We start from the raw sequence: 26,943 nt of genomic DNA, 5'->3' as shown, positions 1-26,943 counted from the left end.
CTCATCGGTCTTCCCCGTTCTCGGGCAGGTTCGGGCCGCCGGCGAGTACCTCCAGCAGGTCCTCGGCCAGTTCGGGCTTGAGCAGGCCGTGGGCAAGCGCGCGGTCGGCGGTGGCGCGGGCCATCGCCAGGTAGCCGGCGACGGTCTGCGGGGCGTGCCGGCGCAGTTCGGCGACGTGGGCCGCGACCGTGCCGGCGTCGCCGCGCGCGACCGGGCCGGTCAGGGCAGCGTCGCCGGACCGCAGGGCGTTGTCCAGGGCGGCGCCGAGCAGCGGGCCGAGCATCCGGTCGGGGGCCTCGACGCCCGCCTCGCGCAGCAGCTCCATGGACTGGGCGACCAGCGTGACCAGGTGGTTGGCGCCGAGGGCGAGGGCCGCGTGGTACAGCGGGCGGGTCTCCTCGGCGATCCACTCCGGCTCGCCGCCCATCTCGATGACCAGGGCCTCGGCGGCCAGCCGCAGCTCCTCGGGGGCGGTGACGCCGAAGGAGCAGCCGGCCAGCCGCTGCACGTCCACGGGAGTGCCGGTGAACGTCATCGCCGGGTGCAGGGCCAGTGGCAGCGCGCCCACGCGCAGGGCGGGGTCCAGCACCTTCGCGCCGTACCGCCCGGAGGTGTGCACGAGCAGCTGCCCGGGCCGTACGGCGCCGGTCTCGGCGAGCCCCGCCACCAGTCCGGGCAGGGTGTCGTCGGGGACGGTCAGCAGTACCAGATCGGACCGTTCGAGCACGTCGGCGGGCGGCAGCACGGGCACGTCGGGGAGCATCAGCCCGGCCCGCCGCCTGGAGCTGTCGGAGACCGCGGAGACGGCCACCGGGCGGTGCCCGGCGAGCTGGAGGGAGGCGGCGAGCGCGGGACCCACCCGGCCGGCGCCGACGACGCCGACGGCGAGCCGCGCGGGGCGGTCCCTGGGGTCTGGTTGCTGGCTACTACTCACGCGACGGTGACCTTCCCGTTCCAGTCCGCTCGGGGTACCGGACGATTTCTCGTCATGTTAACGCGATCGGTTCCGGCGGCGGTCCGGTCGCCCACAGGCTGTGGGCGGCGGAGCGGGAAATGCGGGTGCCCGTCGTGCCCCGGACGCGCGATGATCCGGGGCATGAGTGATACGGCGGAGCAGGACGCACGGGACGCACGGCTCGACGAGCGGGCGGCGGACGACGAGCAGGCGACGGACGGGGACCAGGTCTCGGAAGGGGAACGGCTCAAGCAGCTCCGCAAGCGGCGCGTGGCCGCGTGCCGGAGCGCGGAGCGCGCGCTGGGGCGCCCGGCGCACCTGGGGACGCTCCGGGAGCGGCTGGCGCTGCTGGACGGGGTCCGGGAGATGTACGACCTCGACGAGGCGTCGGACATGTACGGCAACGGGGTCGTGGAGGCCCTGGAGGAGAAGGTCGCCGGCCTGCTCGGCAAGGAGGCCGCGGCCTTCTTCCCCACCGGCACGATGGCCCAGCAGGTGGCCCTGCGCTGCTGGGCGGGCCGCACCGGCGACCCGGCCGTCGCGCTGCACGCGATGGCCCATCCCGTTCGACGGCGCGCGCCTGTGGGAGACCACCGTGCACTTCGGCCGGCCGCTGGAGGAGATCGCGGACCTGGCCGACAGCGTGTACGTGTCGTTCTACAAGTCCCTCGCCGGTTACGGCGGGGCCGCGCTCGCCGGGCCGAAGGAGCTGGTCGAGGAGGCCAAGACCTGGCGGCACCGGTACGGCGGCAACGTCTTCCAGCAGTTCCCGACGGCGCTGTCGGCACTGGCGGGGCTGGAGCGGGAGCTGCCCCGGCTGCCCGAGTACGTGCGGCACGCGCGCGTGGTGGCCGCCGCGCTGCGCGAGGGGTTCGCCGCGGCCGGGCTGCCCTGGAGCCGCGTCCACCCGGCTGAGCCGCACACCCACGAGTTCCAGGTCTGGCTGCCGTACGACGTCGAGACGGTCGCCGAAGCCGCGATCCGGACCGCCGAGGAGACGGGCACGATGCTCTTCACCGGCGGCTGGGACTCCCCGGTCCCGCGCCTGGCCCGCACCGAGGTCTCCGTCCGGGCCGAGGGCCTGACCTGGACCGCGGACGACGTACGAGCAGCGGTGGCGGACTTCGCCGCCCGCCTCCCCAAGGAGACCGACGGGTAGCCCACCGCGTGCGGCGGTCACGGGCGGCCGGCGGTGGGTTGTCAGCGGGGCCGGGCACCATGGGGGGATGAGTGTGCGGATCGACATCGCCGGGCTGCGGCCGGAGAGGGTGGCCGTCGTGGCCGCGCCGCTGGCCGAGCTCGGCATGGCGCTGCACGCGCTGTCCGAGCCGGGGCACCACCCCGGCCTTCAGGGCTGGGTGACCGGTGTCACCGCCCGGCTCGACTCGCACCTGGCCGACCGGATGTGCGAGGCGGACTTCCTGTGGCGCACGACGTTCTCCGACCTCTTCCTGCCGTGCGCGGGCGTGCCCGGCGGCTCCACGCTCCCGGGCGCGACCCTCGCCGACGACCTGGACGTCCTCGACAAGCTGTCCGACGAGCAGTTCGTGGACGCCGCCCTGGAGTTCACCTGCGCGCTGCCGTACAGCCTGCCGGGCCCCGGTGCGCTCGCCGACGCCGGGCTGCGCCGCCGTGCCGTGGAGCTGGCCGCCGCGCGCGGGCCGCAGCAGGTGCGCTTCACCGAGCGGCTGCTGGCCGACCCGCCCCGCATCAGGGCCTGGCTGCGGCAGTTCCTCGAGGACTGCGACGAGGCGTTCTTCGCGCGGACCTGGTCCCGGCTGCATCACCAGCTCGCGGCCGACACCCGGCACAAGACCGAGCTGCTGCGCCGCAAGGGCCTGGCCGAGGCCCTGTCGGCGGCGTCCCCGGCGGTGGCGCTCGACGAGGGGGCCGCGCGGATCACCGTCGACAAGCTGGGCGACGGCCGCACGGCCACGGCGGAGGGCGGCCTGCTGCTCGTGCCGACGAGCCTCGGCTGGCCCCACCTGATGGTGCTGCACCGGTACGGCTGGCAGCCGGTGCTGCACTATCCGGTCGGCTCCCCGGAGCTCGCCGCCCCGCCCTCGGTGGAGCAGCTCACCCTGCGGATGACCGCCCTGTCCCATCCGGTGCGGATGCGGCTGTGCCGCAGCCTGGCCCGCAGCGCGTGCACCACCAGCGAGCTGGCCCAGGTGCACGGCATGACCGCGCCGGAGATATCCCGGCACCTGGGCGTGCTGAAGAAGGCGGGCCTGGTCACCACCCGGCGCCGCGGGCGGTACGTGCTGCACCAGCTGGACGTCACCACGGTCGCCCGGCTGGGCAGCGACTTCCTCGAGGGAGTGCTCCGCTAGTGCCCTAGTCCCCCGGGCCGGAGCCGGAGTCGGGCATGTGCCCCGGCCCTTCGAACCGGATGTGCCGGACGCCGACCTTCGCCTGCCGCAGCCGTGTCCGCAGCGGGCCCTCGGTGTTGGGCCGCAGCGTCAGGTCGGCCAGGACGGCGATCCGGTCCGCGGTCTTCGGCACGGTCGAGTGGTCGGTCCACAGATGCTCGGCGAACTCCGGCTCGCGCAGCCGCTCCAGGCAGTCGTCGAGCTGCCGCACGGCCCAGGTCTCCCGGCCGACGGCAGTCTTCCCGGCGACGTACCCGACAAGGTGCCCGAACCCGCGCTCCCGCAGCCGTCTCAGAACGGTCTCGCGTTCCGCGAGGAGCGAGAAGTGCCGTACGTCATGGCCCAGTTCGCGCAGCCGCCCGACGGTCTCGGCGAACTGGCCGGCGTCGGTGACGGTCATGGGCGCGATCACCACGCCCTCGTGCCGGGTGAGCGCCAGGTCGAGGACCTCCACCACCCCCTGCCGCCAGGACGCCAAGTCCCTGAAGTCGCCGCGCAGTCCGGGCGGCAGCATGCGGCGCAGACCGAACCCGGCATGCTCGGGATCGCAGACGACGCTGCCGGGCAGACGGCGCTGGATCTCGTGTGCGGTCTGTGTTTTTCCGCCCCCGAAGGGGCCGTTGATCCACAGGAGCATGCGCAGACCCTACCGATGGCCGCGTACCCCGTTCAGCCGTGTCCGCCGGCCCGGACGAGTCCCGTCTCGTAGGCGAGGACCACCACCTGCACCCGGTCCCGCAGGCCGAGCTTGGTCAGGATGCGGCCCACATGGGTCTTCACCGTCGCCTCGGACAGCACCAGCCGGGCGGCGATCTCGCCGTTCGACAGGCCCTGCGCGACCAGAACCATGACCTCGCGCTCGCGCTCGGTGAGCCGCTGGAGCTCCTTGTGCTGGGGCTCCTTGCCGGCCGTGGGCAGCATCGGGGCGAACCGGTCGAGCAGCCGCCGGGTGGTGGAGGGCGCGACGACGGCGTCCCCGCTGTGCACGGAGCGGATCGCGGCGAGCAGGTCGCCGGGCGGCACGTCCTTGAGCATGAATCCGGAGGCGCCGGCCTTCAGCCCGGAGAAGGCGTACTCGTCGAGGTCGAAGGTGGTCAGGATGAGCACCTTCGGCGGGTCCGGCTCGGAGCAGATGCGGCGGGTGGCCTCCACACCGTCCAGCTTCGGCATGCGCACGTCCATCAGCACCACGTCGACGGCGGTGGAACGCAGCACCTGGAGGGCCTCGACACCGTCGCCCGCCTCCGCGACGACCTCCATGTCCGGCTGGGCGGCGAGCACCATCCGGAATCCTGTGCGCAGCAGCACCTGGTCGTCGACGAGCATCACGCGGATCGTCATCGGGTGGGTCCTCTTCCGTTCGTCATCGGCGGGTCGGCTCCGTTCGTCCTCGGTGGTTCGCGCGGGTGCGGTGTGCGCCGGTGTCAGTGCACCGGTTTGAGCGGCAGCAGGGCGCTGATGCGGAAGCCGCCGCCGGGGCGCGGTCCCGCGTCCAGGGTGCCGCCCACCATGCCGATGCGTTCGCGCATGCCGATCAGGCCGTGCCCATGCCCGTCGGCGCCGCCCTCCTCGTACAGCTCGTGCGGCGCGCCCTTGCCGTCGTCCTCGACGAGCAGTCCGAGCCCGTCGTCGAAGTAGACCAGGCGCACGCTCGCGCCCGCGTTCGGCCCGCCGTGCTTGCGGGTGTTGGTGAGGGCCTCCTGCACGATGCGGTACGCGGTGAGCTCGACCCCGCTGGGCAGCGGGCGCGGGGTGCCCTCGATCCTGAAGTCGACGGGCAGCCCGGAACCCCGGCACTGCTCGACGAGGTCCTCGATCTGGCCGACGTCGGGCTGCGGCACGTACTCGCCGCCCTCCTGGTGCTCCCCGGTGCGCAGCACGCCCAGCAGGCGGCGCATCTCGGCGAGGGCCTGGCGGCCGGTGGAGGAGATCGTCTCCAGGGCCTTCTTGGCCTGGTCGGGCGCGGCGTCCAGGACGTAGGCGGCGCCGTCGGCCTGCACCACCATCACCGACACGTTGTGCGCGACCACGTCGTGCAGCTCGCGCGCTATGCGGGCGCGTTCCGCGGCGACCGCGACCTTGGCCTGCGCCTCGCGTTCCTTCTCCAGACGGGCGGCGCGCTCCTCCAACTGCGCGAAGTAGGCGCGGCGGGTGCGCACCGAGTCGCCGAGCACCCAGGCGAGGGCGAACGGCACCGTCTGGAAGACGGTTATCGCGACATTGCCCAGGGCGCTCGCGTCGTGCTGCGGCCAGCGGATCTGCGCGAGGGTCGCCGCGCACAGCCCGCCGGCCAGGGCGAACCGGCTGGCCCAGCGGGCGCCGATCGCGGCGACCGTGTAAATGATCACCAGCATGGCGAAGTCGGCGACCATCGTCTCGGCGTCCAGGACCAGCTGCGCCGCACCCGCCGCGCCCGCCAGCACCAGCATCTTCTCCGGCATCCGGCGGCGCAGTGCGACGACCACGCACAGCACGAAGGACAGGGCGAGGCCCGCGTGGACCGAACCGTGGTGGCCGGGCGCCCCGTTGAGATTCGACACGCTCACGCCGGAAAGCCCGAGGAGGATGAGGGCCCAGGAGCCGTCCACCCACATCGGGTGCCTGCGGATGAAGTCATAGAGGCGCTGCACGTAACCCAGAGTAGGGAAGCGGCACAGGTGCCGGGGTCAACCGAAGGGCCGATCCGCACGGGGCTCTCGTACTCCCCAAGGTGGAGGCAGTGATCATTTGTGCGCCTCGCCCCACCGGGCGGACCCTAGTCTGTCGGGGTGACGGAAGACCCGGCGGACAGCCCCGAGCGCACCACGGCGGACGGCCCCGAGCGCACCCCCGCGCGCGCCACGGCGCAGAGCGCGGCGGGCGGCCGGGCCGAGGAGTGGCGCGGCTGGCGGCCAGCGGCCGAGGAGGCCCTGTACGGGCCGGACGGCTTCTACCGGCGGCCCGAGGGCCCGGCCGGCCACTTCCGTACGTCCGTGCACGCCTCGCCGCTGTTCGCGGCGGCCGTGGCGCGGCTGCTGTGCCGGGTCGACCGGGCGCTGGGCCGCCCGGCGGCGCTCGACTTCGTCGACATGGCGGCCGGGCGGGGCGAGCTGGCGGCGGGCGTGCTCGCCGCGCTGCCCGCGGACGTGGCGGCACGCACGCGCGTGCACGCGGTCGAGATCGCCGCCCGGCCGGAGGGCCTGGACGGCCGGATCGCGTGGTCGGAGCAGCCACCGCGGGGGATCACCGGGCTGCTGTTCGCCAACGAGTGGCTGGACAACGTGCCGGTGGAGGTCGTGGAGGTGGACTCCGCGGGCGTGCCCCGGCAGGTCCTCGTACGGCGGGACGGCGCCGAACGGCTCGGGGAGCCGGTGACGGGAGCGCGGGCGCGGTGGCTGGACCGGTGGTGGCCGCTGGCCGCCGAGCAGGGCCTGCGCGCGGAGATCGGGCTGCCCCGCGACACCGCCTGGGCCGCCGCGGTCTCGCGGGTCGAACGGGGCCTCGCGGTCGCCGTCGACTACGCGCACACGGCCGGGGCGCGACCGCCCTTCGGAACGCTCACGGGCTTCCGGGAGGGCCGGGAGACGGCACCGGTGCCGGACGGGTCGTGCGACATCACGGCGCACGTGGCCCTGGACGCCTGCGCCGCGAGCGCGCCTGAGGGCGCCCGGCTGCTGACACAGCGCGAGGCCCTGCACGCCCTGGGAGTCACCGGCGCACGCCCCCCGCTCAGCCTCGCCTCCACGCGCCCCTCGGAGTACGTACGCTCCCTCGCGCGCGCCGGGGAGGCCGCCGAACTCACCGCGCCGGGCGGGCTCGGCGACTTCGGCTGGCTGGCGCACCCGGCCGGCCTCGCGGAGGCGGACGCGGCGGCCCTATTTGTCGATGTCCCCGACCACGAAGAACATTGACCCCAGGATGGCCACCATGTCCGCCACCAGCGTGCCCGGCAGCAGCTCGGTGAGCGCCTGGATGTTGTTGTACGACGCCGAACGCAGCTTCAGCCGGTACGGCGTCTTCTCACCCTTGCTGACCAGGTAGTAGCCGTTGATGCCGAGCGGGTTCTCGGTCCACGCGTACGTGTGCCCCTCGGGCGCCTTGAGGACCTTGGGCAGCCGCTGGTTGATCGGGCCGGGCGGCAGCTCGGCCATCCGGTCCAGACAGGCGTCGGCGAGGTCCAGCGCGTTGTGGGTCTGCTCCAGCAGGCACTCGAAGCGGGCCAGGCAGTCGCCCTCCTGCCGGGTGACCACCTTCAAGGTGTCCTGGAGCTCTCCGTACGCCAGGTACGGCTCGTCGCGGCGCAGGTCGAAGTCGACGCCCGCCCCGCGCGCGATCGGACCGCTCACGCCGTAGGCGTGCACGGCCCGCGGTGTCAGGACGCCCACGCCCCGGGTGCGTCCGCGGAAGATCTCGTTGCCGAGCACCAGGTCGTCGAAGACGTCCATGCGCGAGCGTACGGCGGCCACCGCGGCACGCGCGCGCGTGGACCAGCCGGCCGGCAGGTCCTCCTTCAGGCCGCCGACCCGGTTGAACATGTAGTGCATCCGGCCGCCGGAGACCTCCTCCATGACGTTCTGGAGGACCTCGCGCTCCCGGAACGCGTAGAAGACCGGGGTGATGCCGCCCAGCTCCAGCGGGTAGGAGCCGAGGAACATCAGGTGGTTGAGCACCCGGTTCAGCTCGGCGAGCAGGGTGCGCGTCCACACCGCGCGCGCGGGCACCTCCATGCCGAGCATCCGCTCCACGGCGAGGACCACGCCCAGCTCGTTGGAGAAGGCCGACAGCCAGTCGTGGCGGTTGGCCAGCATGATGATCTGGCGGTAGTCCCGTGCCTCGAACAGCTTCTCCGCGCCGCGGTGCATATAGCCGATCACCGGCTCCGCGCGCTTGATGCGCTCGCCGTCCAGCACCAGCTTCAGCCGCAGCACACCGTGCGTGGACGGGTGTTGCGGCCCGATGTTCAGCACCATGTCGGTGCTCTCCGCGGCGCCGCCGATCCCGACCGTGGTCTCCGTCGTAGGAGTCATGGACACAGTCTCTCGTACGTACGCTTGCCCCATGGAAACGGGGAGCCGGGAGGACGAGCGGGCTGCGGCCGGGGACGAACCGGTGTGGCGGGCACTGCCGCGCGGCCTGCTGCGGATGCGCCGGCTGTTGCTGGTGGTGTGGCTGGGCCTGTTCGCCCTGGCCGCGGGGCTGCTGCCGGGCCTGCTGGCCGGCCTCGCCTGGTCGGCGTTCGCCCTGCTGCCGCTGGCGCTGATGGCGTGGGGCTGGGTGCTGCTCGGCCGCAACTGGCGCTCGTGGCGGTACGCCGAGCGCGCCGACGACCTGCTGATCAGCCGGGGCGTGCTGTGGCGCGAGGAGACCGTGGTGCCCTACGGGCGGATGCAGCTCGTCGAGGTCACCTCCGGGCCCGTGGAGCGGCACTTCGGGCTGGCCACCGTGCAGCTGCACACGGCTGCCGCCGCGACCGACGCGATCATCCCCGGCCTCGACCCGGCCGAGGCGGAACGGCTGCGTGACCGGCTCACCGAACTCGGCGAGGCACGATCGGCGGGGCTGTGACGGCGGCGGAGGGCGACGAGGCCGTACGCGGGGAAGCCATACGCGGGAAAGCCATATGTGGGGAAGCCGTGCCCGGACAGGCCGCGTCCGAAGAGGCTGTGAGCGACGGCGGCATATCCGAACAGGCCGTGAACGACGCGGCCGTACCCGGCGGGCTGCCCGTGACCGAGCGGCGGCTGCATCCCGTCACGCCCCTGAGACGGGCGTGGGCGCCGGTCGCCGTGCTCACGGGCTGGGCCGTGCACGACCCCGACCAGGCGCAGCGGCACCTGACGCGGCTGACGACGACCACGCTGGTGACCGGGCTCGCGCTCGTCATACCCCTGGCCGCCCTCTACGGCTTCCTGTCCTGGTGGTTCACACACTTCGCGGTGACCGACACCGAACTGCGCATCCGCACCGGGCTGTTCTTCCGCCGCACCGCGCACATCCGGCTGGAGCGGATCCAGGCCGTCGACGTCACCCGGCCGCTGCTCGCCCGGGTCGCGGGCGTGGCCAAGCTGAAACTCGACGTCGTAGGGACGGACAAGAAGGACGAACTCGCCTTCCTCGGCGAGGAGGAGGCGCGGGCGCTGCGCGCCGAACTGCTCGCGCGTGCGGCCGGGTTCGCACCGGAGACGGCGCGCGAGGTCGGTGAGGCACCCGCGCGGGAACTGGTCCGTGTACCCGGGCGCCTGATCGCCGTCTCGCTGCTGCTGACCGGCGCGACCTGGGTGTCGCTGGTCGCCGCCGCCGTCGTACCGCCGCTGCTGTGGCTGGCCACCCACAGCCTGTGGACAGTGCTCGCCTCCGTCCTGCCGCTGCTCGGCAGCGCCGTGGCGAACAGCGCGGGACGCTTCGCCGCCGAGTACGACTGGGTGGTGGGCGAATCGCCCGACGGGCTGCGGATCGACCGGGGGCTGCTGGACCGCACGCACGAGACGGTGCCGCCGGGGCGGGTGCAGACCGTACGGATCGTGGAGCCGCTGCTGTGGCGGTGGCGCGGCTGGGTGCGGGTCGAGCTGGACGTCGCCGGGTCGTCGAACACCTTGCTGCTGCCGGTCGCTCCGCGGGAGGTCGCCGAGTCGGTGATCGCCCGGGTTCTGCCCGGGGTGACGGTGCCTCAGGCCTCCGGCCTGCTCCGGCCGCCGCGGCGCGCCCGGTGGTGCGCGCCGGTGTGGTGGCGCGGCCACGGGATCGCCGTCACCGACGCGGTGTTCGCCGCGCGGCACGGACTGCTGCGGCGCCGGCTCGCACTGGTGCCGCACGCGAAAGTGCAGAGCGTACGGCTGCGGCAGGGGCCCTGGCAGCGTGTGTGGGGCCTCGCCGGCGTGCACGTGGACAACGGGGCCGGCCGGACCGTGACGGCCCGGCTGCGGGACGCGCGGGAGGCGGACCGGCTGCTGCGGGCCCAGGCGGAGAGGTCGCGCACGGGCCGCCGGAGCGCGCGGCCGGACCGGTGGATGACCTGACCGGTGGGCGACCCTGGTGCGACGCCGGGCGCGTGCCCGGCGTCGCGGAGGACGGGCCTCAGGAGGCCGCGGTGCGCAGCCCCGGAAGGGTGATCTGTTCCGTCTCGTCGTGGGCCGTCAGGTCGATGATCTGATGGCCGGCGGCCGGCGCGTCGGCGTCGGCCGGCTTGTACTGGGACTCGGCCTCCGCCTTGTGCGGGGCGAGCGACTCCTGGCCCACCACGTCGCCGAGGCCGTCGTTCCGTACGGTGTCCGACTCGGTGGCCGAACCGTCCCCCTTCGTGCCGAAGAAGTCGAAGCCGCCCTCGACCAGCGGGCGCCGCGTGGGCGCGGCCGGTACGACGGCCACCGCGGTCGGCACGGTGAAGTGCCCGGAGGGCAGCCGAGGCGCGGGCTTGGCCGACTCGACCTCCTTGGCGGAGGAAGCCGGCACGGCGGGGGCGGGTGCGGAGGAGGCAGGTGCGGCCAGCTCACCCGAATCGACCGCGGCCGCGGCCGCGATGGACAGGTCGACCGGCTCGGCGGGCTCAACCGCCTCGGTCGCCCCGGTCGACTCCGCGGAGTCCTCCCGGTCGGCGGGCTCGGCGGTCTCGGCGGGCTCGGTCTCCGTACCCGCCTCGTCCGTGGCCGCCGCGCGCTCGTGCGCCTCGTCCGTCTCGTCCGTCGCGGACTCCCGCGCGGACTCCGGGTCGGCGTCGCCGTCCGCCGGTACGGACGCTTCCCGCACCGGGTCGGTCTCCGACGCCGTGTCAGCTTCCGCCGAGGTACCCGCCTTGGCCGCCTCGTCCGTCCTCGCCGCCCGGGCGCCGTCGTTGCCCAACCGCGACAGGGCAGCCTCGGCGCGCAGGTACAGCTCGGACCCCTCCGGGGAGAACGCGCCGGGCGCCGTGGCCCCCGGCCTCTTCTCGGCCGGCCCGGTCGCGGGAGCCGCGGACTCGTGCGTCTCCGCACCCTCGACGTCCGCGACGTCGACGTCTGCACCCTCGCCGTCCGTGACATCCGCCGCGTCCACGGCGTCCGTCGGTGCGGCAGGCAGCGCGAGCACGTCGGGGCCGGTCTCGATCTCCAGCAGGCGGCGGCCCTCCAGCGCGCTCGCGCGCTCTGTCTCCGCCGTGGCGTACCGCCGCAGCAGTGCCGCGTGCTCGTTGCGCAGCCCCGCGAGTTCCGTGCGCCGGGCGCGCAGCTTCTCCTCAAGGCGGCCGCGCAGTTCGCGTGACTCCTCGAGGTCGGTCTCGAGTTCGGCGATCCGTTCCTCGAATCGCCACTCGTCGCTCACACGCGCGCGCGTGAGGTCGGCTACCTGCCGTCCGGCCTGCGCGTCCCAGCGGCGCATGACGACCGCGCCGAGAACAGCGGTCACCGCAGCGGTCCCGGCGAGCAACCGCAGCACCGCCGCGTCCGTGAACGCCCAGGGGCCCAGGGCGCAGACGACGGAGACGCCGGCGATCACCGAAGACGGCAACAGCCTGTGCAGGGGTGGGGAATGGCGATGACGTCCACGTGACATGGCCAGAAACTTACCGCGCGTACCTGAATCATGTCGGGCCGCCCCACAAAAAGACAGCCATAACGAAACCTTCATGCGCCGAAGGGAGTTCCGGCCGCGTTTCCCTCCCCTTCAAAGATCATTTTCAGCGGTCGCCCAGCAGGCCGCTCATCCACTGCAACGTCGCCGGGATCTCGCGCCGCCAGGTGTTGAAGTTGTGGCCGCCGCTGTCGAGGATGATGGACGCGATCCGCGTCCTGTTCGTCGCCTTCACCGCGTCGATGAACCTGAGCGTCGACCTGTAGTTGCCCTCGCCGAGCCTGCTGCTGGTGACGAGCAGCGAAGTGTCGGGCGCCGGCAGGTGCTTGACGCTCCACAGCAGATCGGCACGGTTCCGGAGATTCCTGTCTCCCTGGAAAAGATCACCCGTGGTCGGATCGATGGGCGCCCTGTAGTACGGGGACAGGCCCGCACCCGCGGCATACACCTCGGGATGGTGAAGGGCGAGTTTCAGTGCGCAGTAACCGCCCGTGGAATCGCCGACAATGCCCCAGCTGCCCGGCTTCCTTCCGACCCGGTAGTGCGCGAGGAGCGCGTCCGGCAGGTCCTTGGCGAAGAACGTCTCGGTCTGCGGACCGCCCGGGACGTCCACGCACTCCGTGTCCCGCGGCGGCGCCACCGTGGGCCGCAGCATCACCAGGATCATCGGCTGCACCCGCCCGGTCCTGGCCAGCTCCTGCGCGGTGTGCGGGTAGCGCAGCTTGCTGATCAGCGCCTGCGCGGTGCCCGGGTAGCCGGTGAGGACCACGGCCGCCGGGAAGGTACGGGTCCGGTACTGCGGCTGGAAGTACTCCGGCGGCAGGTAGACGAACGCGGGCGAGGCGATGTGTGTCGTACGGCCCACGATGCCGACCTGCTGGATCTGGCCGGAGACGTGGGGCCGGTCGCCGTCGCCCAGCCGCACCTGCTGGGTGCCGATCACCTGGAGGGGGCCTCCGGAGCGGCCGTGCGCGGAGTTGTCGACGACGACCCCCGGCGCGTTCTCCCGCCCGAACAGGTCCGCCCAGCTGGCGTAGAAGCCGAAGGCCTGGTTGGCGGCGAGTGCGACGCAGACGAAGATCGCCACCTGGGTGGCCAGCAGCATGCCGACGCGTCCGGTCACCGCGTGCCAGGTACGGCGGGCCAGACGCGGCCAGAGCCACACCGTGCCGGCGAACAGCAGCACGGCGAGGAGAATCGCCAGTACCAGCACCTTGTTGCTCGTGAGACCCATGGGCTTCCCTGCCTGCACTTCCCGCCTCAGGGCCCGCCGACGCTTCCTTGCGAGGGCTTGCCCTGGGCTTTCCCTGCCCTTTGACCCGACTTTCCGGCGGGGAGTGAACCTCTCTCCCCGAGACACCGTCCTAGAGGGCGCAATGTCGCCGGATGCCCGGATCGGCACCGGATTCAAGGTCTCTCGCAGAACTACGGGATGCGATGTCTGTCAGGATAGATGGGGAATTGTCGGACGGGGTTCCGGACCGATCCAGCAGGATGCGGCGCATACTGCGCGGCCCGCGCCCCGAGGCCGTCCCCGCGCTGGTCGCCAGGGCCTGCGCGGTCGTCGGCCTCCTGGACATCGCCGCGGGCGTCTTCCCGCGCTTCCGGCACAGCCGGATGCACGCCATGGCCGAGGTGCTGCCGGGCTCGTTCGGGCCGTTCGCCGCGGCGCTCTCGCTCAGCGTGGGCGTGCTGCTGCTGTTGCTCGCGCACGGCCTGAGGCGGCGCAAGCGCCGGGCCTGGCGCGCGGCCGTGGCCCTGCTGCCGGCCGGCGCGGCCGCGGAGTTCGTCTACCGGCACTCCGTGGTCGGGTTGGTCATCTCGCTGGCGCTGCTCGCGCCGCTGCTGTTCCACCGCGGCGAGTTCGCCGCGCTGCCGGACCCGCGCAGCCGCTGGCGGGCGCTGGCCAACTTCGTCCTCATGAGCGCCGGCTCACTGGCCCTGGGCATGATCATCGTCAGCGTGCACACGCACCGCATGGTCGGCGACCCCAGCGTGGCGGACCGGCTGACCCATGTCGTCTACGGCCTGATCGGCTTCGAGGGCCCGGTGGACTACCAGGGCAACACCTCCTGGACCGTCGCCTTCTCCCTCGGCGCCCTCGGCTGGCTCACCGCCGTCACCACCGTCTACCTGGCCTTCCGCCCCGAGCACCCGGCGGCACGCCTGACCGAGGAGGACGAGAGCAGGCTGCGCGAGCTGCTGGCCCGGCACGGCGGCCGCGACTCCCTCGGCCACTTCGCGCTGCGCCGTGACAAGGCCGTCGTGTTCTCCCCCAGCGGCAAGGCGGCGGTGACGTACCGCGTCGTCTCCGGCGTGATGCTCGCCAGCGGCGACCCGATCGGCGACGTCGAGGCCTGGCCGGGCGCCATCGAGCGCTTCATGGACGAGGCCAGGGCCCACTCCTGGACGCCCGCCGTGATGGGCTGCTCCGAGACCGGCGGCGAGGTGTGGACCCGGGAGACCGGCCTGGACGCGCTGGAACTGGGCGACGAGGCGGTGGTCGACGTCGCGGATTTCTCGCTCGCCGGACGCGCGATGCGCAACGTCCGCCAGATGGTCAAGCGCATCGAGCGAGCCGGCTACGAAACCCGGGTGCGGCGCATCCGTGACCTCGGCGCCACCGAGCTGGAGCGGGTCCGGCGGGCCGCCGAGGACTGGCGCGGCACCGACACCGAACGCGGCTTCTCCATGGCGCTCGGCCGCATCGGCGACCCGGCCGACGGCGACTGCCTCATCGCCACCGCCCACAAGCAGGACGCGGAGCCGGGCGAGTACGGCGATCTGAAGGCGATCCTGCACTTCGTGCCCTGGGGCGAGGACGGCGTGTCCCTGGACCTGATGCGGCGCGACCGCTCGGCCGACCCCGGCATGAACGAACTGCTGATCGTGGCGGCGCTCCAGGCCGCCCCGAAATTCGGCATCACCCGTATATCGCTGAACTTCGCGATGTTCCGCTCGGCGCTGGCGCGGGGCGAGAAGATCGGCGCCGGCCCGGTGCTGCGCGCCTGGCGCGGGCTGCTGGTCTTCCTCTCCCGCTGGTTCCAGATCGAGTCGCTGTACAAGTTCAACGCCAAGTTCCAGCCCCGCTGGGAGCCGCGGTTCGTCGTCTACCGCGCCTCCTCCGACCTGCCCCGCATCGGCTTCGCCGCCATGCAGGCCGAGGGCTTCGTCCACCTCGCCCTGCCGCTGCCGCGCTTCCTGCGCCGCCGTTCCGCCGCCCAGAGCCCCTGCGCTCACTCGGTGGCGGAACCGGACGTCCGCGCGGCATGACCCGGGACCGGCCCGGGCGGAACCCCCATCCCCTCCAGCACAGGGGGGTTCCGTCCGGGCCACGGCACGAAGGCCCAGGAGGCGGGGCCTACGCTGAACGTATGAGCAACTTCAGCGGGCGCGGCCGCGTGGCGGGCCTTCCGGCGTGGGGCCGGTGCGCGGTCATGGGGGTCGTGAACGTGACCCCCGACTCCTTCTCCGACGGAGGCCGCTGGTTCGACACGACCATCGCCGTCAAGCACGGCCTGGACCTGGTCGCCCAGGGCGCGGACCTGGTCGACGTCGGCGGCGAGTCCACCCGGCCCGGCGCCAGCCGCGTCGACGAGGCGGAGGAGCTGCGGCGCGTCATCCCCGTGGTGCGCGGCCTCGCCGCCGAGGGCGTCACGATCTCCGTCGACACCATGCGCGCCCGCGTCGCCGAGCAGGCGCTCGCGGCCGGTGCCGCCCTCGTCAACGACGTCAGCGGCGGCCTCGCGGATCCCGCGATGATCCCCGTGGTCGCGGACGCGGGCGCGCCCTTCGTTGTCATGCACTGGCGCGGCTTCCTGGAGGGCGGCAACGTCCGCGGGGTGTACGAGGACGTCGTCACCGAGGTCGTCGACGAGCTCCACGCGCGCGTGGAGGCCGTCCTGGAGGGCGGGATCGCCGCCGACCGCGTCGTCGTCGACCCCGGCCTCGGCTTCTCCAAGGAGGCCGGGCACGACCTCGCGCTCCTGGCCCGCCTCGACCGCCTGCGCGGGCTCGGCCACCCCGTGCTGGTCGCCGCCTCCCGCAAGCGCTTCCTCGGGCAGGTGCTGGCCGGCCCGGAGGGCGCGCCCCCGCCCGCGCGCGAGCGCGACGCCGCCACCGCCGCCGTCTCCGCCCTCGCCGCGCACGCCGGCGCCTGGGCCGTCCGCGTCCACGAGGTCCGCGCCACGGCGGACGCGGTACGCGTCGCCCGCGCCGTGGAACAGGCACGCACCCCCGCGGGCCCGGCGGACAGGCCCGCCGAAGGAGACCGGTGAGCGCGCCCCACACCGACGTCGAACAGGTGGAGGCCGCCAACACCGCCTACTACGAGGCCCTGGAGCGAGGTGATTTCGAGGAGCTGTCCGCGCTCTGGCTCACCCCCTCCGACCTGGGCGTCGACGAGGAGTACCACGACCCGGCCGACACCGGGGTGGTCTCCTGCGTGCACCCCGGCTGGCCCGTGCTCACCGGACGGGGCGAGGTGCTGCGCTCCTACGCGCTGATCATGGCGAACACCGACTACATCCAGTTCTTCCTCACCGACGTGCACGTCTCGGTGACCGGCGACACCGCCCTGGTGAACTGCACGGAGAACATCCTCAGCGGCGGCCCCGCCCCGGCGGCCGGCGGCGAGCTCGGCCCGCTGGTGGGACAGCTCGTCGTCGCCACCAATGTCTTCCGGCGCACCGGCATCGGCTGGAAGCTCTGGTCCCATCACGCCTCCCCGGTTCTGGCCGAAAACGACGGTGCCGAGGACGACGACACACCCGCCTGAGTGGGTAGGCGCCTGAGCAGGAACGCGGAGTGGCCGGAATCACGGACTGCGGGAGAAGGGCCGCCCACCGGTCCGTGAGCATCCGGGTTCTCCAGGGGAAACACACGGTGAAACCTGCCGGGTCCGGCTCGCCCCGCCTCCCCGCGGCCCGGCTCCGTCAGTGCCCGCAGGTAGATTCGTGCCAGGCCGGTGTGCCGCCCGTACGCGGCAGGGACCGGTCGCCGCCGACGATTGCAGGAGTGATTCGCGTGGATCGTGTCGCGCTGCGCGGCCTGAGGGCCCGCGGGCACCACGGTGTGTTCCCCAAGGAACGCGAGGAGGGCCAGACCTTCCTCGTGGACATCGTCCTGGGAGTCGACACCCGGCCGGCCGCGGCCGACGACGACCTGGCGAAGACCGTGCACTACGGCATCGTGGCCGAGGAGGTCGTGGCCGTGGTGGAGGGCGAGCCCGTGAACCTCATCGAGACGCTCGCCGAGCGCATCGCCCAGGTCTGTCTGAAGCACGGCGGGGTCCTGGAGGTCGAGGTCTGCGTCCACAAGCCGGACGCCCCGATCACCGTGCCCTTCGACGACGTGACCGTCACCATCACCCGGAGCCGAGTATGAACGTGCCTTTCACCAAAGGGCCCACCGACCCGACCGTCCAGCCGGTGCCCGCCTCGGTCGTCGAGAAGGTCGACGCCGCCGACACCACCCTGCAGAACCCCAAGCGAGCCGTGATCTCGATCGGCTCCAACCTCGGCAACCGCCTGGAGACCCTCCAGGGTGCCGTCGACGCCCTGGAGGACACCCCCGGCGTCCGCATCAAGGCCGTCTCCCCGGTCTACGAGACGGAGCCGTGGGGCGTCGAGCCCGGCTCCCAGCCGTCGTACTTCAACGCGGTGGTGGTCCTGAAGACCACGCTGCCGCCGTCCTCCCTGCTGGAGCGCGCCCACGCCATCGAGGAGGCCTTCAGTCGGGTCCGCGACGAGCGCTGGGGTCCGCGCACCCTCGACGTCGACATCGTCGCCTACGCGGAGAACGTCTCCGACGACCCGGTTCTCACGCTCCCTCACCCGCGGGCGCACGAGCGCGCCTTCGTCCTCGCCCCGTGGTACGACGTGGACCCGGAGGCGCAGCTCGCGGGCCGCGGCGCGGTGGCCGATCTGCTGACCGCGCTCACCCGCGCGGGCGTCGAGCCGCGGGCGGACCTGGAACTCCGGCTGCCCGAGTAGTCGTTAAGGTCAGGGCGACGCAAGGTCTGCGACCGGCCCCGGTCCGGGGGAGCTGAAGGGACACTGTGAGAGAGCTGCGTATCAGGCTGCTGGCAGGCGTGTTCGTCGTCGCCGGAGTGCTGTCCTGGGCGGGCGCCCGGCTGTGGACCGCGGTGGGGACGCTCCCCGGCGTCCCGCTGGCCGCCCCCATCGTCCTCGCCCTGATCGCCGCGGTCCTCCTGGCCACGGCGCTCTCCCTGCGGGCCCGGCTGAAGGCACAGCGCGAGCGCAGGCCCGGCGCCAAGGGTGTCGACCCCATGATGGCCGCCCGCGCGGTCGTCTTCGGCCAGGCCAGTGCCCTGGTCGCCGCCCTTGTCGCCGGCGTGTACGGCGGCACGGGCGTCGCCCTGCTGGAACTCCTCGACATCCCCGCCCGCCGCGACCAGGCCTTCTACGCCGGTTTCTCGGTCCTCGCCGGGATCGCGGTGATAGCGGCCGCCCTGTTCCTCGAACGGGTCTGCAAGCTGCCCGAGGACGACGACCAGAACCCGCCGGGGGCGCAGCCGACGGCATGAGCCGGGCGGACGGCGTACGCCGGCTGGGCGGGCGGGCGCGGCCGGGCGCCGGGCGCCGGGCGCGTCAGCGCGCCATGATGAGGCTCATCGCCTCGTTCCGCGTCGCCGCGTCCCGCAACTGACCGCGCACCGCCGAGGTGATGGTCTTCGCGCCGGGCTTGCGGATGCCCCGCATCGACATGCACATGTGCTCGCACTCCACCACGACGATCACACCGCGCGGCTCCAGGATGTCCATCAGCGAGTCCGCGATCTGGGTGGTGAGCCGCTCCTGCACCTGAGGGCGGCGGGCGTAGACGTCCACGAGCCGGGCCAGCTTCGAAAGCCCCGTGATCTTCCCGTTGGTGGACGGGATGTAGCCGACGTGCGCGACGCCACGGAACGGCACGAGGTGGTGCTCGCAGGTCGAGAACACCTCGATGTCCTTGACCAGCACCATCTCGTCGTGACCCAGGTCGAACGTCGTCGTCAGCACGTCCTCGGGCTGCTGCCACAGGCCCGCGAATATCTCCTTGTACGCCCGGGCCACCCGTGCCGGTGTCTCCCGCAGGCCTTCACGGTCCGGGTCCTCGCCGACCGCGATGAGGAGTTCGCGCACGGCGTTCTCGGCGCGCTTCTCGTCGAACTCGCCGAGGAAGCCCTCGCCGTCCAGCGTCACGGGGTCGGTCATGTGAAGCCTCGTTCCTGTGTGTCTGATCTGCGGGCATGCATTCCGGGGCAGGTGGACCCTGCGCGGGCCTCCGGTCAGTTGTCCGGACGGTCCTCCGGCACCTGCTCCGTGGCCGGGGCGGGCTCCGTCGCCGTGGACTTGACGGTGCTGATCGCCGCCGTCGAGCCGTTGGCTCCGTTCGTCAGCGCGAGCTCCTTCGGGGAGAGCACGGGCGGGCGGGTCGACGGGGTCCGGCGGGACGAGCCGGTCCACGCGGGCCGCGGCGGCCGCTTGACGATCTGGGAGAAGACCTCGGCGATCTCCTCCTTGCCCAGGGTCTCCTTCTCGAGGAGGGCCAGGACGAGGTTGTCGAGGACGTCGCGGTTCTCGACCAGGATCTCCCAGGCCTCGTTGTGCGCGTTCTCGATGAGCTTCTTGACTTCCTCGTCCACCAGCGCGGCGACCTCTTCCGAGTAGTCGCGCTGGTGAGCCATCTCACGTCCGAGGAACGGCTCGGTGTTGTCGCCGCCGAACTTGATCGCGCCCAGCCGCTCGGTCATGCCGTACTGGGTGACCATCGCACGGGCCGTGGTGGTGGCCTTCTCGATGTCGTTCGCCGCGCCCGTCGTCGGGTCGTGGAAGACCAGCTCCTCGGCCGCGCGGCCGCCCAGCATGTAGGCGAGCTGGTCCAGCATCTCGTTGCGGGTCGTGGAGTACTTGTCCTCGTCGGGCAGGACCATCGTGTAGCCGAGGGCCCGGCCGCGGGACAGGATCGTGATCTTGTGGACCGGGTCGGAGTTCGGCGAGGCCGCCGCGACCAGGGCGTGACCGCCCTCGTGGTACGCGGTGATCTTCTTCTCCTTGTCCGACATGATCCGGGTCCGCTTCTGCGGGCCCGCGACCACGCGGTCGATCGCCTCGTCCAGCATGTGGTTGTCGATCAGCTTCTTGTCACTGCGGGCCGTGAGCAGCGCGGCCTCGTTCAGGACGTTGGACAGATCGGCACCCGTGAAGCCGGGGGTGCGGCGGGCGACGGCGGACAGGTCGACGTCGGGCGCGACCGGCTTGCCCTTCTGGTGGACCTTGAGGATCTCCAGACGGCCCTGCATGTCGGGGCGGTCCACGGCGATCTGCCGGTCGAAGCGGCCCGGACGCAGCAGCGCCGGGTCGAGGATGTCGGGCCGGTTGGTGGCCGCGATCAGGATCACGCCGCCCTTGACGTCGAAGCCGTCCATCTCGACCAGCAGCTGGTTCAGCGTCTGCTCGCGCTCGTCGTGACCGCCGCCGAGGCCGGCGCCGCGGTGGCGGCCGACCGCGTCGATCTCGTCGACGAAGACGATCGCCGGGGCGTTCGCCTTGGCCTGCTCGAACAGGTCGCGGACACGGGAGGCGCCGACGCCGACGAACATCTCGACGAAGTCGGAACCGGAGATCGAGTAGAACGGAACGCCGGCCTCGCCCGCGACAGCACGCGCGAGCAGGGTCTTGCCGGTGCCGGGCGGGCCGTAGAGCAGCACGCCCTTGGGGATCTTCGCCCCGACGGCCTGGAACTTGGCCGGCTCCTGGAGGAACTCCTTGATCTCGTGGAGCTCCTCGACGGCCTCGTCCGCGCCCGCGACGTCCGCGAACGTCGTCTTCGGGGTGTCCTTGGTGATGAGCTTGGCCTTCGACTTGCCGAAGTTCATCACCCGGGAGCCGCCGCCCTGCATCTGATTCATCAGGAACAGGAAGACGACCACGATGAGGACGAAGGGGAGCAGCGTGAGCAGGATGCCGACGAAGGGGCTCTGCTTCGACGGCGAGACCGTGTAGCCCTTCGGGATCTGCTTGTCCTGGTACTTGGTCTGCAGCGTGTTGGCGATGGTCACGCCCTGGTCGCCGATGTAGCTCGCCTGGATCTTCGAGCTGCCGTCGACCTTCAGGCCGTCCTTGAGCTCGACCTTGATGGTCTGCTCGTCGCCCGTGACCAGCTTGGCCTGCTGGACCCTGTTGTCATTGATCGCCGCAACGACCTTGCCCGTGTCAACCGTCTTGTAGCCGCCGGACTGACCGACGACATTCATCAACACGACCACGGCAAGGACGGCCAGCACGATCCACATGACCGGCCCACGGAAGTATCGCTTCACGTCCATCCATACGGAGCGGTGCCGCCCCGTCCCTCCTGCCACAGTGAGTTTGATAAGACAGTTCTTCTGACGGTACCCCAGCATCGGGGCTCGAAGCCGCACGGTAGGGCCGACGTATCCGTCTGCTTGCTCCAACGGCTCCGGCGCCGCCGGGGTTCCCGATCACGTTCCGCGCTTGAGCCCTTCGGGGTCAGCCGCCGTAGACGTGGGGTGCGAGCGTACCGACGAACGGCAGGTTCCGGTACTTCTCGGCGTAGTCCAGGCCATAGCCGACCACGAACTCGTTCGGGATGTCGAAACCGACCCACTCCACGTCGATGGCGACCTTCGCCGCCTCCGGCTTGCGGAGCAGCGTGCACACCTTCAGGGAGGCGGGCTCGCGCGAACCGAGGTTGGAGATCAGCCAGGAGAGGGTCAGGCCGGAGTCGATGATGTCCTCGACGATCAGGACGTGCCGGCCCTTGATGTCGGTGTCGAGGTCCTTGAGGATCCGCACCACGCCGGAGGACTGGGTGCCCGCGCCGTAGGACGACACGGCCATCCAGTCCATGGTGAGCGGGGTGGACAGCGCCCGGGCGAGGTCCGCCATGACCATCACCGCGCCCTTGAGGACGCCGACGATCAGCAGGTCCTTGCCCGCGTACTCCGCGTCGATCTTCGCCGCCAGCTCAGCCAGCTTCGCGTCGATCTCTTCCCTGGTGATGAGCACCTTCTCGAGGTCGGCACCCATGTCTTTCGCGTCCACCCGCATCACTTTCGGTCGTCTCACCGGCGTCGACGGCCCTCCTCCGGACTCCGCGTCAGCGGACCGGCGGGAGGGGCCCTGTTCAGCCTTGCCGAATCACCAGTCTGCCACCCTGCCGCTGGGCAACCACCCTGCCGGGCAGGTTGATGGCCTTCTGCCCGCGCCAGCCGGTGATCAGCCGGTCGACCTCCTCGATGTGCCGGGCGAACAGCGACCCGGCCGGAGCGCCGGCGTCGATGGCGGCCCGGCGCAGGATGCGGCGGCGCACGGCGGGCGGCAGGGCGTACAGCTTGGCGCACTCCAGGCGGCCGGCGTCGTCGCGGACGGTGGCCTCGGCCTGGCCCGCCCAGGCGTCGAGGGCGTCGGCGTCGTCGCGGGAGAGCTGGGCGGTACGCGCGAGTGCCTCCACGACGCCCTTGCCGAGGGCCTTCTCCAGGGCGGGGAGGCCCTCGTGGCGCAGCCGGGAGCGGGTGTAGGCCGGGTCGGTGTTGTGCGGGTCGTCCCAGACGGGCAGGGACTGGACCATGCAGGCCTTGCGGGCGGTCTGCCGGTCGATGTGCAGGAAGGGGCGGCGGTAACGGCCGCCGGCCCCCGAGACCGCGGCCATTCCGGACAGGGAGCGGATGCCGGAGCCGCGGGCGAGGCCGAGGAGCACCGTCTCGGCCTGGTCGTCGCGGGTGTGGCCGAGCAGGACGGCGTGGGCGCCGTGGCGCTCGACCGCGGCGTCGAGGGCGGCGTAGCGGGCGTCGCGGGCGGCGGCTTCCGGACCGCCGTCGCGGCCGACGGTGACGGCGACGGCCTCGACCGGGTCGAGGCCGAGGGCACGCAGCCGCTGGGCGACCTCGTCGGCGCGCATCTCGGAGCCTGCCTGCAGGCCGTGGTCGACGGTGACACCGCCGGCCCGGACGCCGAGCCTGGGGGCCTCGAAGGCGAGGGCGGAGGCGAGCGCCATGGAGTCGGCGCCGCCGGAGCAGGCCACGAGCACGAGCGGCGACGGCGGACGCTCGTACGGGGCCGGTGTGTCCGGGGCGGCCCGTGTGTCCGGGGCGGCATGCGCCGCCGGTGCGGCGTGGGCGGCCGGCGAGCCGTGGGCGGCCTGCGCGGCGGTCGCCCGGACGCGGCCCGGCTTCGACGCGCCGAGCGGGGGCTGCCCGGGGAGTTGCGCGGCCAGGGGGCCGGGCCGAGCGTGCGCGGCCGGTTGCGCGGGGTGGGGCGAGAGCTGTTCGTCGAGGATGTCGTGGAGGACGCGGCGTACCGCCAGGCGTATCGCCGCGACCGCAGGATGGGGACCCATGTCCGGTTCCCTTCACGGAGTCTTCGGGGGGTGAGCCCGATATCGGTCACTCAGAGTGCGTCGATGGTGACAGAAACAGGCCGTTCCCCGAGCATTGCACGCCTACGCATGGCTCACGGTCCCTCGGACGAGTGATTGAAGCGGCGTTCGCCTGCCGTAGGCCGGATTCCTCGTCCGGACGTCGCACACATGGTCACGGTTCGGCCCTGCGGTGCACCCGTGCGATCCAGTCCGCCGGCTTCGAGATCTCCCCCTTGGTGGGGAGGGTGTTGGGGGAGGTCCACACCCGGTTGAAGCCGTCCATGCCGACCTGCTCGACGACCGCGCGCACGAAGCGCTCGCCGTCGCGGTACTGGCGCAGCTTGGCGTCCAGGCCGAGCAGCTTGCGCAGGGCCATGTCCAGGCGGGAGGCGCCCTTGGCACGGCGCTGCTGGAACTTCTCGCGGATCTCCGCCACGGACGGCACGACGTCCGGGCCGACGCCGTCCATCACGAAGTCGGCGTGGCCCTCCAGGAGGGACATCACGGCGGTGAGGCGGCCGAGGATCTCGCGCTGGGCCGAGGACTGGACCATCTCGACCAGGGAGTGGCCGCCGTCGTCCTCCTCGGCCTCGGGGCGGCCGCCCGCCAGGGACTGGGCGGCCTCGCGGATGCGCTCCAGGAGGGCCATGGGGTCGACGTCCGTCTCCGCCAGGAAGGACTGGATCTCGCCCTCGAGGTGGTCGCGCAGCCAGGGCACGGCGGTGAACTGCGTGCGGTGGGTCTCCTCGTGCAGGCACACCCACAGCCGGAAATCGTGGGGGTCGACGTCGAGTTCGCGCTCGACGTGGACGATGTTGGGGGCGACGAGCAGCAGCCGGCCGCCGCCGGGCGAGCCGTCACCGGCCGACAGTTCGCGGGTGGCGGGGGCGAAGGTCTCGTACTGGCCGAGGACGCGGGAGGCGAGGAAGGACAGCAGCATCCCGAGTTCCACGCCGGTGACCTTGCCGCCGACGGCGCCGAGGACCGCGCCGCCGGGGGTACCGCCGCGCCGCTCCTGCATCTTGTCCAGGAGCGGTTTGAGGATCTCCCGGAAACCGGCGACGTTCGCCCGGATCCAGCCGGGGCGGTCGACCACGAGCACGGGGGTGTCGTCCGTCCCGCGCGTACCCAGGCGGGTGAAGCCGCGCACGTGCCCCTCGGACGCCTTGGCGTGCCGGCGCAGTTCCGCGACGACCGCCCGGGCCTCGTCCCGGCTCACCTCGGGCCCCGGCCGCACCAGCCGGGTCGCGGTCGCGACCGCGAGATTCCAGTCGACCATCCCGGAACTTGCCGCACCACCGATGCTCGTCATGTGTCAACGGTACGTGAGCCCCGCCACTCGGGGCAGGCCGTGACGCTGGGCGAATGTGCCCTTTGTGTGCCGGCCGTGCCCCCGGTGCACCGAGTCGCCCCTCGGGACGCCCGGGTCTGCAGGGACCCGGCTCGGGGCAGGACCGCGCCACCCGTGCGGCCGTGGCAGAGGGCCGGTACGAAACCGGCGGGACCCGCCGCGCCCGGGCCGGGTCGTCAGGTGCAGGCGCAGGTAGCCAGGGTGGTGGCCGCGTGGTCCAGGGCCGTCTGGGCCGCTTCCGGGGCCGTGGTGTCCTCCGCGAGGAAGGCGAAGGCCAGGAGGTGGCCGTTGCGGGCGACGAGCGTGCCCGCGAGGGTGTTGACGCCCGTCAGCGTGCCCGTCTTGGCCCGTACGAGCCCGGCCGCGCCGTCCGCGTAGCGGCTGGTCAGGGTGCCGGTGAAGCCGGCGACGGGGAGGCCGGTGAGGACCGGGCGGAGGGCGGGGTCGGCCGGGTCGGCCGCCTTGGCCAGCAGGGCCGTGAGCAGCTCCGCGGTGAGCCGGTCGGCGCGGTCGAGTCCACTGCCGTCGTGGAAGTCGGCGCCCGTCAGGGGCAGGCCCAGCTTCTTCAGCTGGGCGGTGATCGCGGCGGCGCCCCCGGCGAAGTCGGGCCGCCCGCCCGTCGCGGTGGCCGTCTGGCGGGCCAGGGCCTCGGCGATGTCGTTGTCGCTGTTGGTGAGCATCCGTTCGACCAGGCTCGACAGCGGGGGCGAGGAGACGGTGGCCAGGGTCTCCGCGCGGCCCGTCGCCCCGGCCGCGCCGGCGACCGTGGTCCGTACGCCGTGGCCGGACAGCAGGTCGGCGAAGGCGCGGGCCGCGTCCGCCGCCGGGTCGGCCACGCGCGGGGCCGGGCCGCTGGTCGAGTCGCCGGTGCGGCCCTCGTCGGCCATCAGGGCGGTGACCGGGGCGAGGTTGTCGTTCACGCCGATGGGGTGCAGGGAGGTACCGGCGTACAGGGTGGTGTCGTAGGAGAGCGTCACCTCGGTCACATGCCGCTTGCTCAGCGCGGTCGCCGTGTCGGCCGCGAGGGTGCGCAGGCTGGCCAGGTTCCCGGCGTCCTTGCGTGCGGTGAGCGTGGGGTCGCCGCCCCCGATCAGGACGAGTTTCCCGGTGCCGGGTTCCAGGGCGGCGCGGGTGGTGAGCCGGTGGTCGGCGCCGAGGGCGGACAGCGCGGCGACGGCGGTGGCGATCTTGGTGGTGGAGGCGGGGACGTGCGGGTCTCCGGCGGCCTGGCCGTAGAGCCGCTCGCCGGTGGTGACGTCGAGGACGGCCGCCGCGTGGCGGGTGCCGAGGGCGGAGTCCCGCAGCAGCGGGTCCAGGGCGGCCGCGAGGGCCGAGGCGTCCGACGCAGGCCGCGCCGGGTCGCCTGCCCCGCCGAGGCCCACCAGCACCGGGACGGCACTGGGCGCGGGCTTCGCCCCGCCGTCCAACCCGGACACATCGGACGCATCCGACGGATCCGGCGTACCGGTCCGGCGACCGTGATCTGCGCCACCCGTGCGCCCCAGGGCCGCGGCCCGGTCCCGCTCGGCCGTACGCTGGCCGGAGGAGTCCCAGGGCCCGGCGGCGGTCACCACACCGGCGGCGAGCGCCAGCCCGGCCGTGGCGGCACCCGCGGTGTAGTGCCAGGTCTTCGGCTTGGTGAGCCGCGTTCCGGCGGCCTCCGTGAGTTGCGCGACCCGCGGTCTCACGGTCCGCGCGGCCCGTACGAGCCGCGGCCGTGCGGCCCGTGCGAGACGGGCCAGGCGCGGTCTCGCGGCCCGCCAGGCTCTCAGCTCCGGCACGACCACCAGCCCCTTTCGCGATCACACACCTGCGTGAGGGACACTTAATCACCAGAACTATGTGCTGATCATGGAGGAGCCACCGGTGGAGTTCGACGTCACGATCGAGATTCCGAAGGGTTCGCGGAACAAGTACGAGGTGGACCACGAGACCGGTCGTATCCGCCTGGACCGTCGACTCTTCACTTCGACCAGCTACCCGGCGGACTACGGCTTCGTCGAGAACACCCTCGGCGAGGACGGCGACCCGCTGGACGCGCTGGTCATCCTGGACGAGCCGACCTTCCCCGGCTGCCTCATCAAGTGCCGCGCGATCGGCATGTTCCGGATGACCGACGAGGCCGGCGGCGACGACAAGCTGCTGTGCGTGCCGGCGTCCGACCCGCGTGTGGAGCACCTGCGGGACATCCACCACGTGTCGGAGTTCGACCGCCTGGAGATCCAGCACTTCTTCGAGGTCTACAAGGACCTGGAGCCCGGCAAGTCCGTCGAGGGCGCCGACTGGGTGGGCCGCTCCGACGCCGAGGCGGAGATCGAGCGTTCCATCAAGCGTTTCCAGGAGCACGGCGGTCACTGAGC

Annotated in this window: 24 protein-coding genes and 1 pseudogene; 12 read left to right on the top strand and 13 right to left on the bottom strand. The window is 72.7% G+C overall.

The window, feature by feature from the left end:
- Position 1: 1 nt before the first annotated feature.
- Entirely contained in the window at positions 2-934 is a 933-nt protein-coding gene (locus tag OIE49_RS19995; RefSeq protein ID WP_100568537.1) for a Rossmann-like and DUF2520 domain-containing protein, read from the bottom strand.
- A gap of 162 nt (positions 935-1,096) precedes the next feature.
- Between OIE49_RS19995 and OIE49_RS19990 the strand changes: the two are divergent.
- A pseudogene (locus OIE49_RS19990) lies at positions 1,097-2,114 on the top strand (beta-eliminating lyase-related protein).
- A gap of 67 nt (positions 2,115-2,181) precedes the next feature.
- Positions 2,182-3,288, top strand: a complete 1,107-nt coding sequence (locus OIE49_RS19985; protein WP_100568536.1) for a DUF5937 family protein — start codon at positions 2,182-2,184, stop codon at positions 3,286-3,288.
- A gap of 4 nt (positions 3,289-3,292) precedes the next feature.
- Here OIE49_RS19985 and OIE49_RS19980 read toward each other — a convergent pair whose 3' ends face one another.
- From OIE49_RS19980 to OIE49_RS19970, 3 genes are all read right to left on the bottom strand, one after another.
- The gene (locus tag OIE49_RS19980) at positions 3,293-3,964 is read right to left on the bottom strand and encodes an AAA family ATPase (RefSeq protein ID WP_326803496.1); all 672 of its coding nucleotides are present in this window, start codon (positions 3,962-3,964) and stop codon (positions 3,293-3,295) included.
- 32 nt (positions 3,965-3,996) lie between these two features.
- Entirely contained in the window at positions 3,997-4,668 is a 672-nt protein-coding gene (locus OIE49_RS19975; RefSeq protein ID WP_326803495.1) for a response regulator transcription factor, read from the bottom strand.
- Between the two features lie 83 nt (positions 4,669-4,751).
- Positions 4,752-5,957, bottom strand: a complete 1,206-nt coding sequence (locus tag OIE49_RS19970; RefSeq protein ID WP_326803494.1) for a sensor histidine kinase — start codon at positions 5,955-5,957, stop codon at positions 4,752-4,754.
- A gap of 279 nt (positions 5,958-6,236) precedes the next feature.
- On the opposite strand from OIE49_RS19970, the gene OIE49_RS19965 reads away from it, so the two are divergent.
- The gene (locus OIE49_RS19965) at positions 6,237-7,217 is read left to right on the top strand and encodes an SAM-dependent methyltransferase (protein ID WP_326806281.1); all 981 of its coding nucleotides are present in this window, start codon (positions 6,237-6,239) and stop codon (positions 7,215-7,217) included.
- Here the strand turns inward: OIE49_RS19965 and OIE49_RS19960 are convergent.
- Entirely contained in the window at positions 7,182-8,333 is a 1,152-nt protein-coding gene (locus tag OIE49_RS19960) for an NADH-quinone oxidoreductase subunit D (protein WP_326803493.1), read from the bottom strand. The two genes, OIE49_RS19965 and OIE49_RS19960, sit on opposite strands and share 36 nt — an antisense overlap.
- Positions 8,334-8,364: 31 nt before the next feature.
- Here OIE49_RS19960 and OIE49_RS19955 point away from each other — a divergent pair, with 31 nt between their 5' ends.
- The gene (locus tag OIE49_RS19955) at positions 8,365-8,871 is read left to right on the top strand and encodes a PH domain-containing protein (protein ID WP_100568530.1); all 507 of its coding nucleotides are present in this window, start codon (positions 8,365-8,367) and stop codon (positions 8,869-8,871) included.
- Between the two features lie 128 nt (positions 8,872-8,999).
- Positions 9,000-10,322: a PH domain-containing protein gene (locus OIE49_RS19950; protein WP_326806280.1), complete on the top strand. Its 1,323-nt coding sequence runs from the start codon at positions 9,000-9,002 to the stop codon at positions 10,320-10,322.
- Between the two features lie 58 nt (positions 10,323-10,380).
- Here OIE49_RS19950 and OIE49_RS19945 read toward each other — a convergent pair whose 3' ends face one another.
- The gene (locus OIE49_RS19945) at positions 10,381-11,829 is read right to left on the bottom strand and encodes a hypothetical protein (RefSeq protein ID WP_326803491.1); all 1,449 of its coding nucleotides are present in this window, start codon (positions 11,827-11,829) and stop codon (positions 10,381-10,383) included.
- A 124-nt stretch (positions 11,830-11,953) separates the two neighbouring features.
- The gene (locus OIE49_RS19940; protein ID WP_326803490.1) at positions 11,954-13,081 is read right to left on the bottom strand and encodes an alpha/beta hydrolase; all 1,128 of its coding nucleotides are present in this window, start codon (positions 13,079-13,081) and stop codon (positions 11,954-11,956) included.
- A gap of 260 nt (positions 13,082-13,341) precedes the next feature.
- On the opposite strand from OIE49_RS19940, the gene OIE49_RS19935 reads away from it, so the two are divergent.
- From OIE49_RS19935 to OIE49_RS19910, 6 genes are all read left to right on the top strand, one after another.
- Positions 13,342-15,120: a phosphatidylglycerol lysyltransferase domain-containing protein gene (locus OIE49_RS19935; RefSeq protein WP_401786766.1), complete on the top strand. Its 1,779-nt coding sequence runs from the start codon at positions 13,342-13,344 to the stop codon at positions 15,118-15,120.
- Between the two features lie 101 nt (positions 15,121-15,221).
- A complete protein-coding gene (gene folP / locus OIE49_RS19930) occupies positions 15,222-16,124 on the top strand; it encodes a dihydropteroate synthase (RefSeq protein WP_326803488.1) in 903 nt (300 codons plus the stop codon).
- Positions 16,121-16,624: a nuclear transport factor 2 family protein gene (locus OIE49_RS19925; RefSeq protein WP_100568525.1), complete on the top strand. Its 504-nt coding sequence runs from the start codon at positions 16,121-16,123 to the stop codon at positions 16,622-16,624. The genes folP and OIE49_RS19925 overlap by 4 nt, the downstream gene beginning before the upstream one ends.
- Positions 16,625-16,872: 248 nt before the next feature.
- On the top strand, positions 16,873-17,232 hold the full coding sequence (folB, locus tag OIE49_RS19920; protein WP_100568524.1) for a dihydroneopterin aldolase: 360 nt from the start codon (positions 16,873-16,875) through the stop codon (positions 17,230-17,232).
- A complete protein-coding gene (gene folK, locus OIE49_RS19915) occupies positions 17,229-17,840 on the top strand; it encodes a 2-amino-4-hydroxy-6-hydroxymethyldihydropteridine diphosphokinase (RefSeq protein WP_326803487.1) in 612 nt (203 codons plus the stop codon). The genes folB and folK overlap by 4 nt, the downstream gene beginning before the upstream one ends.
- A 65-nt stretch (positions 17,841-17,905) precedes the next feature.
- Entirely contained in the window at positions 17,906-18,394 is a 489-nt protein-coding gene (locus OIE49_RS19910) for a DUF3180 domain-containing protein (protein ID WP_100568522.1), read from the top strand.
- A 64-nt stretch (positions 18,395-18,458) separates the two neighbouring features.
- Here the strand turns inward: OIE49_RS19910 and folE are convergent, their stop codons facing one another.
- The 6 genes from folE to dacB form a co-directional block, all read right to left on the bottom strand.
- A complete protein-coding gene (gene folE, locus OIE49_RS19905; protein ID WP_100568521.1) occupies positions 18,459-19,064 on the bottom strand; it encodes a GTP cyclohydrolase I FolE in 606 nt (201 codons plus the stop codon).
- Positions 19,065-19,138: 74 nt separating this feature from the next.
- Positions 19,139-21,178: an ATP-dependent zinc metalloprotease FtsH gene (gene ftsH / locus OIE49_RS19900; RefSeq protein ID WP_326803486.1), complete on the bottom strand. Its 2,040-nt coding sequence runs from the start codon at positions 21,176-21,178 to the stop codon at positions 19,139-19,141.
- A gap of 184 nt (positions 21,179-21,362) precedes the next feature.
- Positions 21,363-21,923, bottom strand: coding sequence for a hypoxanthine phosphoribosyltransferase (gene hpt / locus OIE49_RS19895; protein ID WP_326806279.1), 561 nt, complete (start codon positions 21,921-21,923; stop codon positions 21,363-21,365).
- Between the two features lie 76 nt (positions 21,924-21,999).
- The gene (gene tilS / locus OIE49_RS19890) at positions 22,000-23,211 is read right to left on the bottom strand and encodes a tRNA lysidine(34) synthetase TilS (RefSeq protein ID WP_326803485.1); all 1,212 of its coding nucleotides are present in this window, start codon (positions 23,209-23,211) and stop codon (positions 22,000-22,002) included.
- 193 nt (positions 23,212-23,404) lie between these two features.
- On the bottom strand, positions 23,405-24,544 hold the full coding sequence (locus OIE49_RS19885; RefSeq protein WP_326803484.1) for a zinc-dependent metalloprotease: 1,140 nt from the start codon (positions 24,542-24,544) through the stop codon (positions 23,405-23,407).
- A 215-nt stretch (positions 24,545-24,759) separates the two neighbouring features.
- Positions 24,760-26,370 (bottom strand): D-alanyl-D-alanine carboxypeptidase/D-alanyl-D-alanine endopeptidase, encoded by a 1,611-nt coding sequence (dacB, locus tag OIE49_RS19880; protein WP_326803483.1) that lies wholly within the window; start codon positions 26,368-26,370, stop codon positions 24,760-24,762.
- A gap of 79 nt (positions 26,371-26,449) precedes the next feature.
- Between dacB and OIE49_RS19875 the strand changes: the two genes are divergently transcribed.
- Positions 26,450-26,941, top strand: coding sequence for an inorganic diphosphatase (locus OIE49_RS19875; RefSeq protein WP_100568598.1), 492 nt, complete (start codon positions 26,450-26,452; stop codon positions 26,939-26,941).
- Positions 26,942-26,943 lie beyond the last annotated feature (2 nt).

The organism is Streptomyces sp. NBC_01788 (assembly GCF_035917575.1).
GTDB lineage: Bacteria > Actinomycetota > Actinomycetes > Streptomycetales > Streptomycetaceae > Streptomyces.
Note: the sequence above shows the minus strand (reverse complement) of the source record. Positions and strands in the feature narration are given on the sequence as shown.

Bases quoted from the DNA above. Each gene is read 5' to 3' on its own strand.
- hpt (WP_326806279.1), bottom strand. From the start codon at position 21,923: ATGCGGGTGGACGCGAAAGACATGGGTGCCGACCTCGAGAAGGTGCTC.
- folP (WP_326803488.1), top strand. From the start codon at position 15,222: ATGAGCAACTTCAGCGGGCGCGGCCGCGTGGCGGGCCTTCCGGCGTGG.
- OIE49_RS19885 (WP_326803484.1), bottom strand. From the start codon at position 24,544: ATGACGAGCATCGGTGGTGCGGCAAGTTCCGGGATGGTCGACTGGAAT.
- OIE49_RS19960 (WP_326803493.1), bottom strand. From the start codon at position 8,333: ATGACTCCTACGACGGAGACCACGGTCGGGATCGGCGGCGCCGCGGAG.
- OIE49_RS19975 (WP_326803495.1), bottom strand. From the start codon at position 4,668: ATGACGATCCGCGTGATGCTCGTCGACGACCAGGTGCTGCTGCGCACA.
- OIE49_RS19980 (WP_326803496.1), bottom strand. From the start codon at position 3,964: ATGCTCCTGTGGATCAACGGCCCCTTCGGGGGCGGAAAAACACAGACC.
- OIE49_RS19935 (WP_401786766.1), top strand. From the start codon at position 13,342: ATGCGGCGCATACTGCGCGGCCCGCGCCCCGAGGCCGTCCCCGCGCTG.
- ftsH (WP_326803486.1), bottom strand. From the start codon at position 21,178: ATGGACGTGAAGCGATACTTCCGTGGGCCGGTCATGTGGATCGTGCTG.
- OIE49_RS19955 (WP_100568530.1), top strand. From the start codon at position 8,365: ATGGAAACGGGGAGCCGGGAGGACGAGCGGGCTGCGGCCGGGGACGAA.
- OIE49_RS19945 (WP_326803491.1), bottom strand. From the start codon at position 11,829: ATGTCACGTGGACGTCATCGCCATTCCCCACCCCTGCACAGGCTGTTG.
- folE (WP_100568521.1), bottom strand. From the start codon at position 19,064: ATGACCGACCCCGTGACGCTGGACGGCGAGGGCTTCCTCGGCGAGTTC.
- OIE49_RS19940 (WP_326803490.1), bottom strand. From the start codon at position 13,081: ATGGGTCTCACGAGCAACAAGGTGCTGGTACTGGCGATTCTCCTCGCC.
- OIE49_RS19985 (WP_100568536.1), top strand. From the start codon at position 2,182: ATGAGTGTGCGGATCGACATCGCCGGGCTGCGGCCGGAGAGGGTGGCC.
- folK (WP_326803487.1), top strand. From the start codon at position 17,229: ATGAACGTGCCTTTCACCAAAGGGCCCACCGACCCGACCGTCCAGCCG.
- tilS (WP_326803485.1), bottom strand. From the start codon at position 23,211: ATGGGTCCCCATCCTGCGGTCGCGGCGATACGCCTGGCGGTACGCCGC.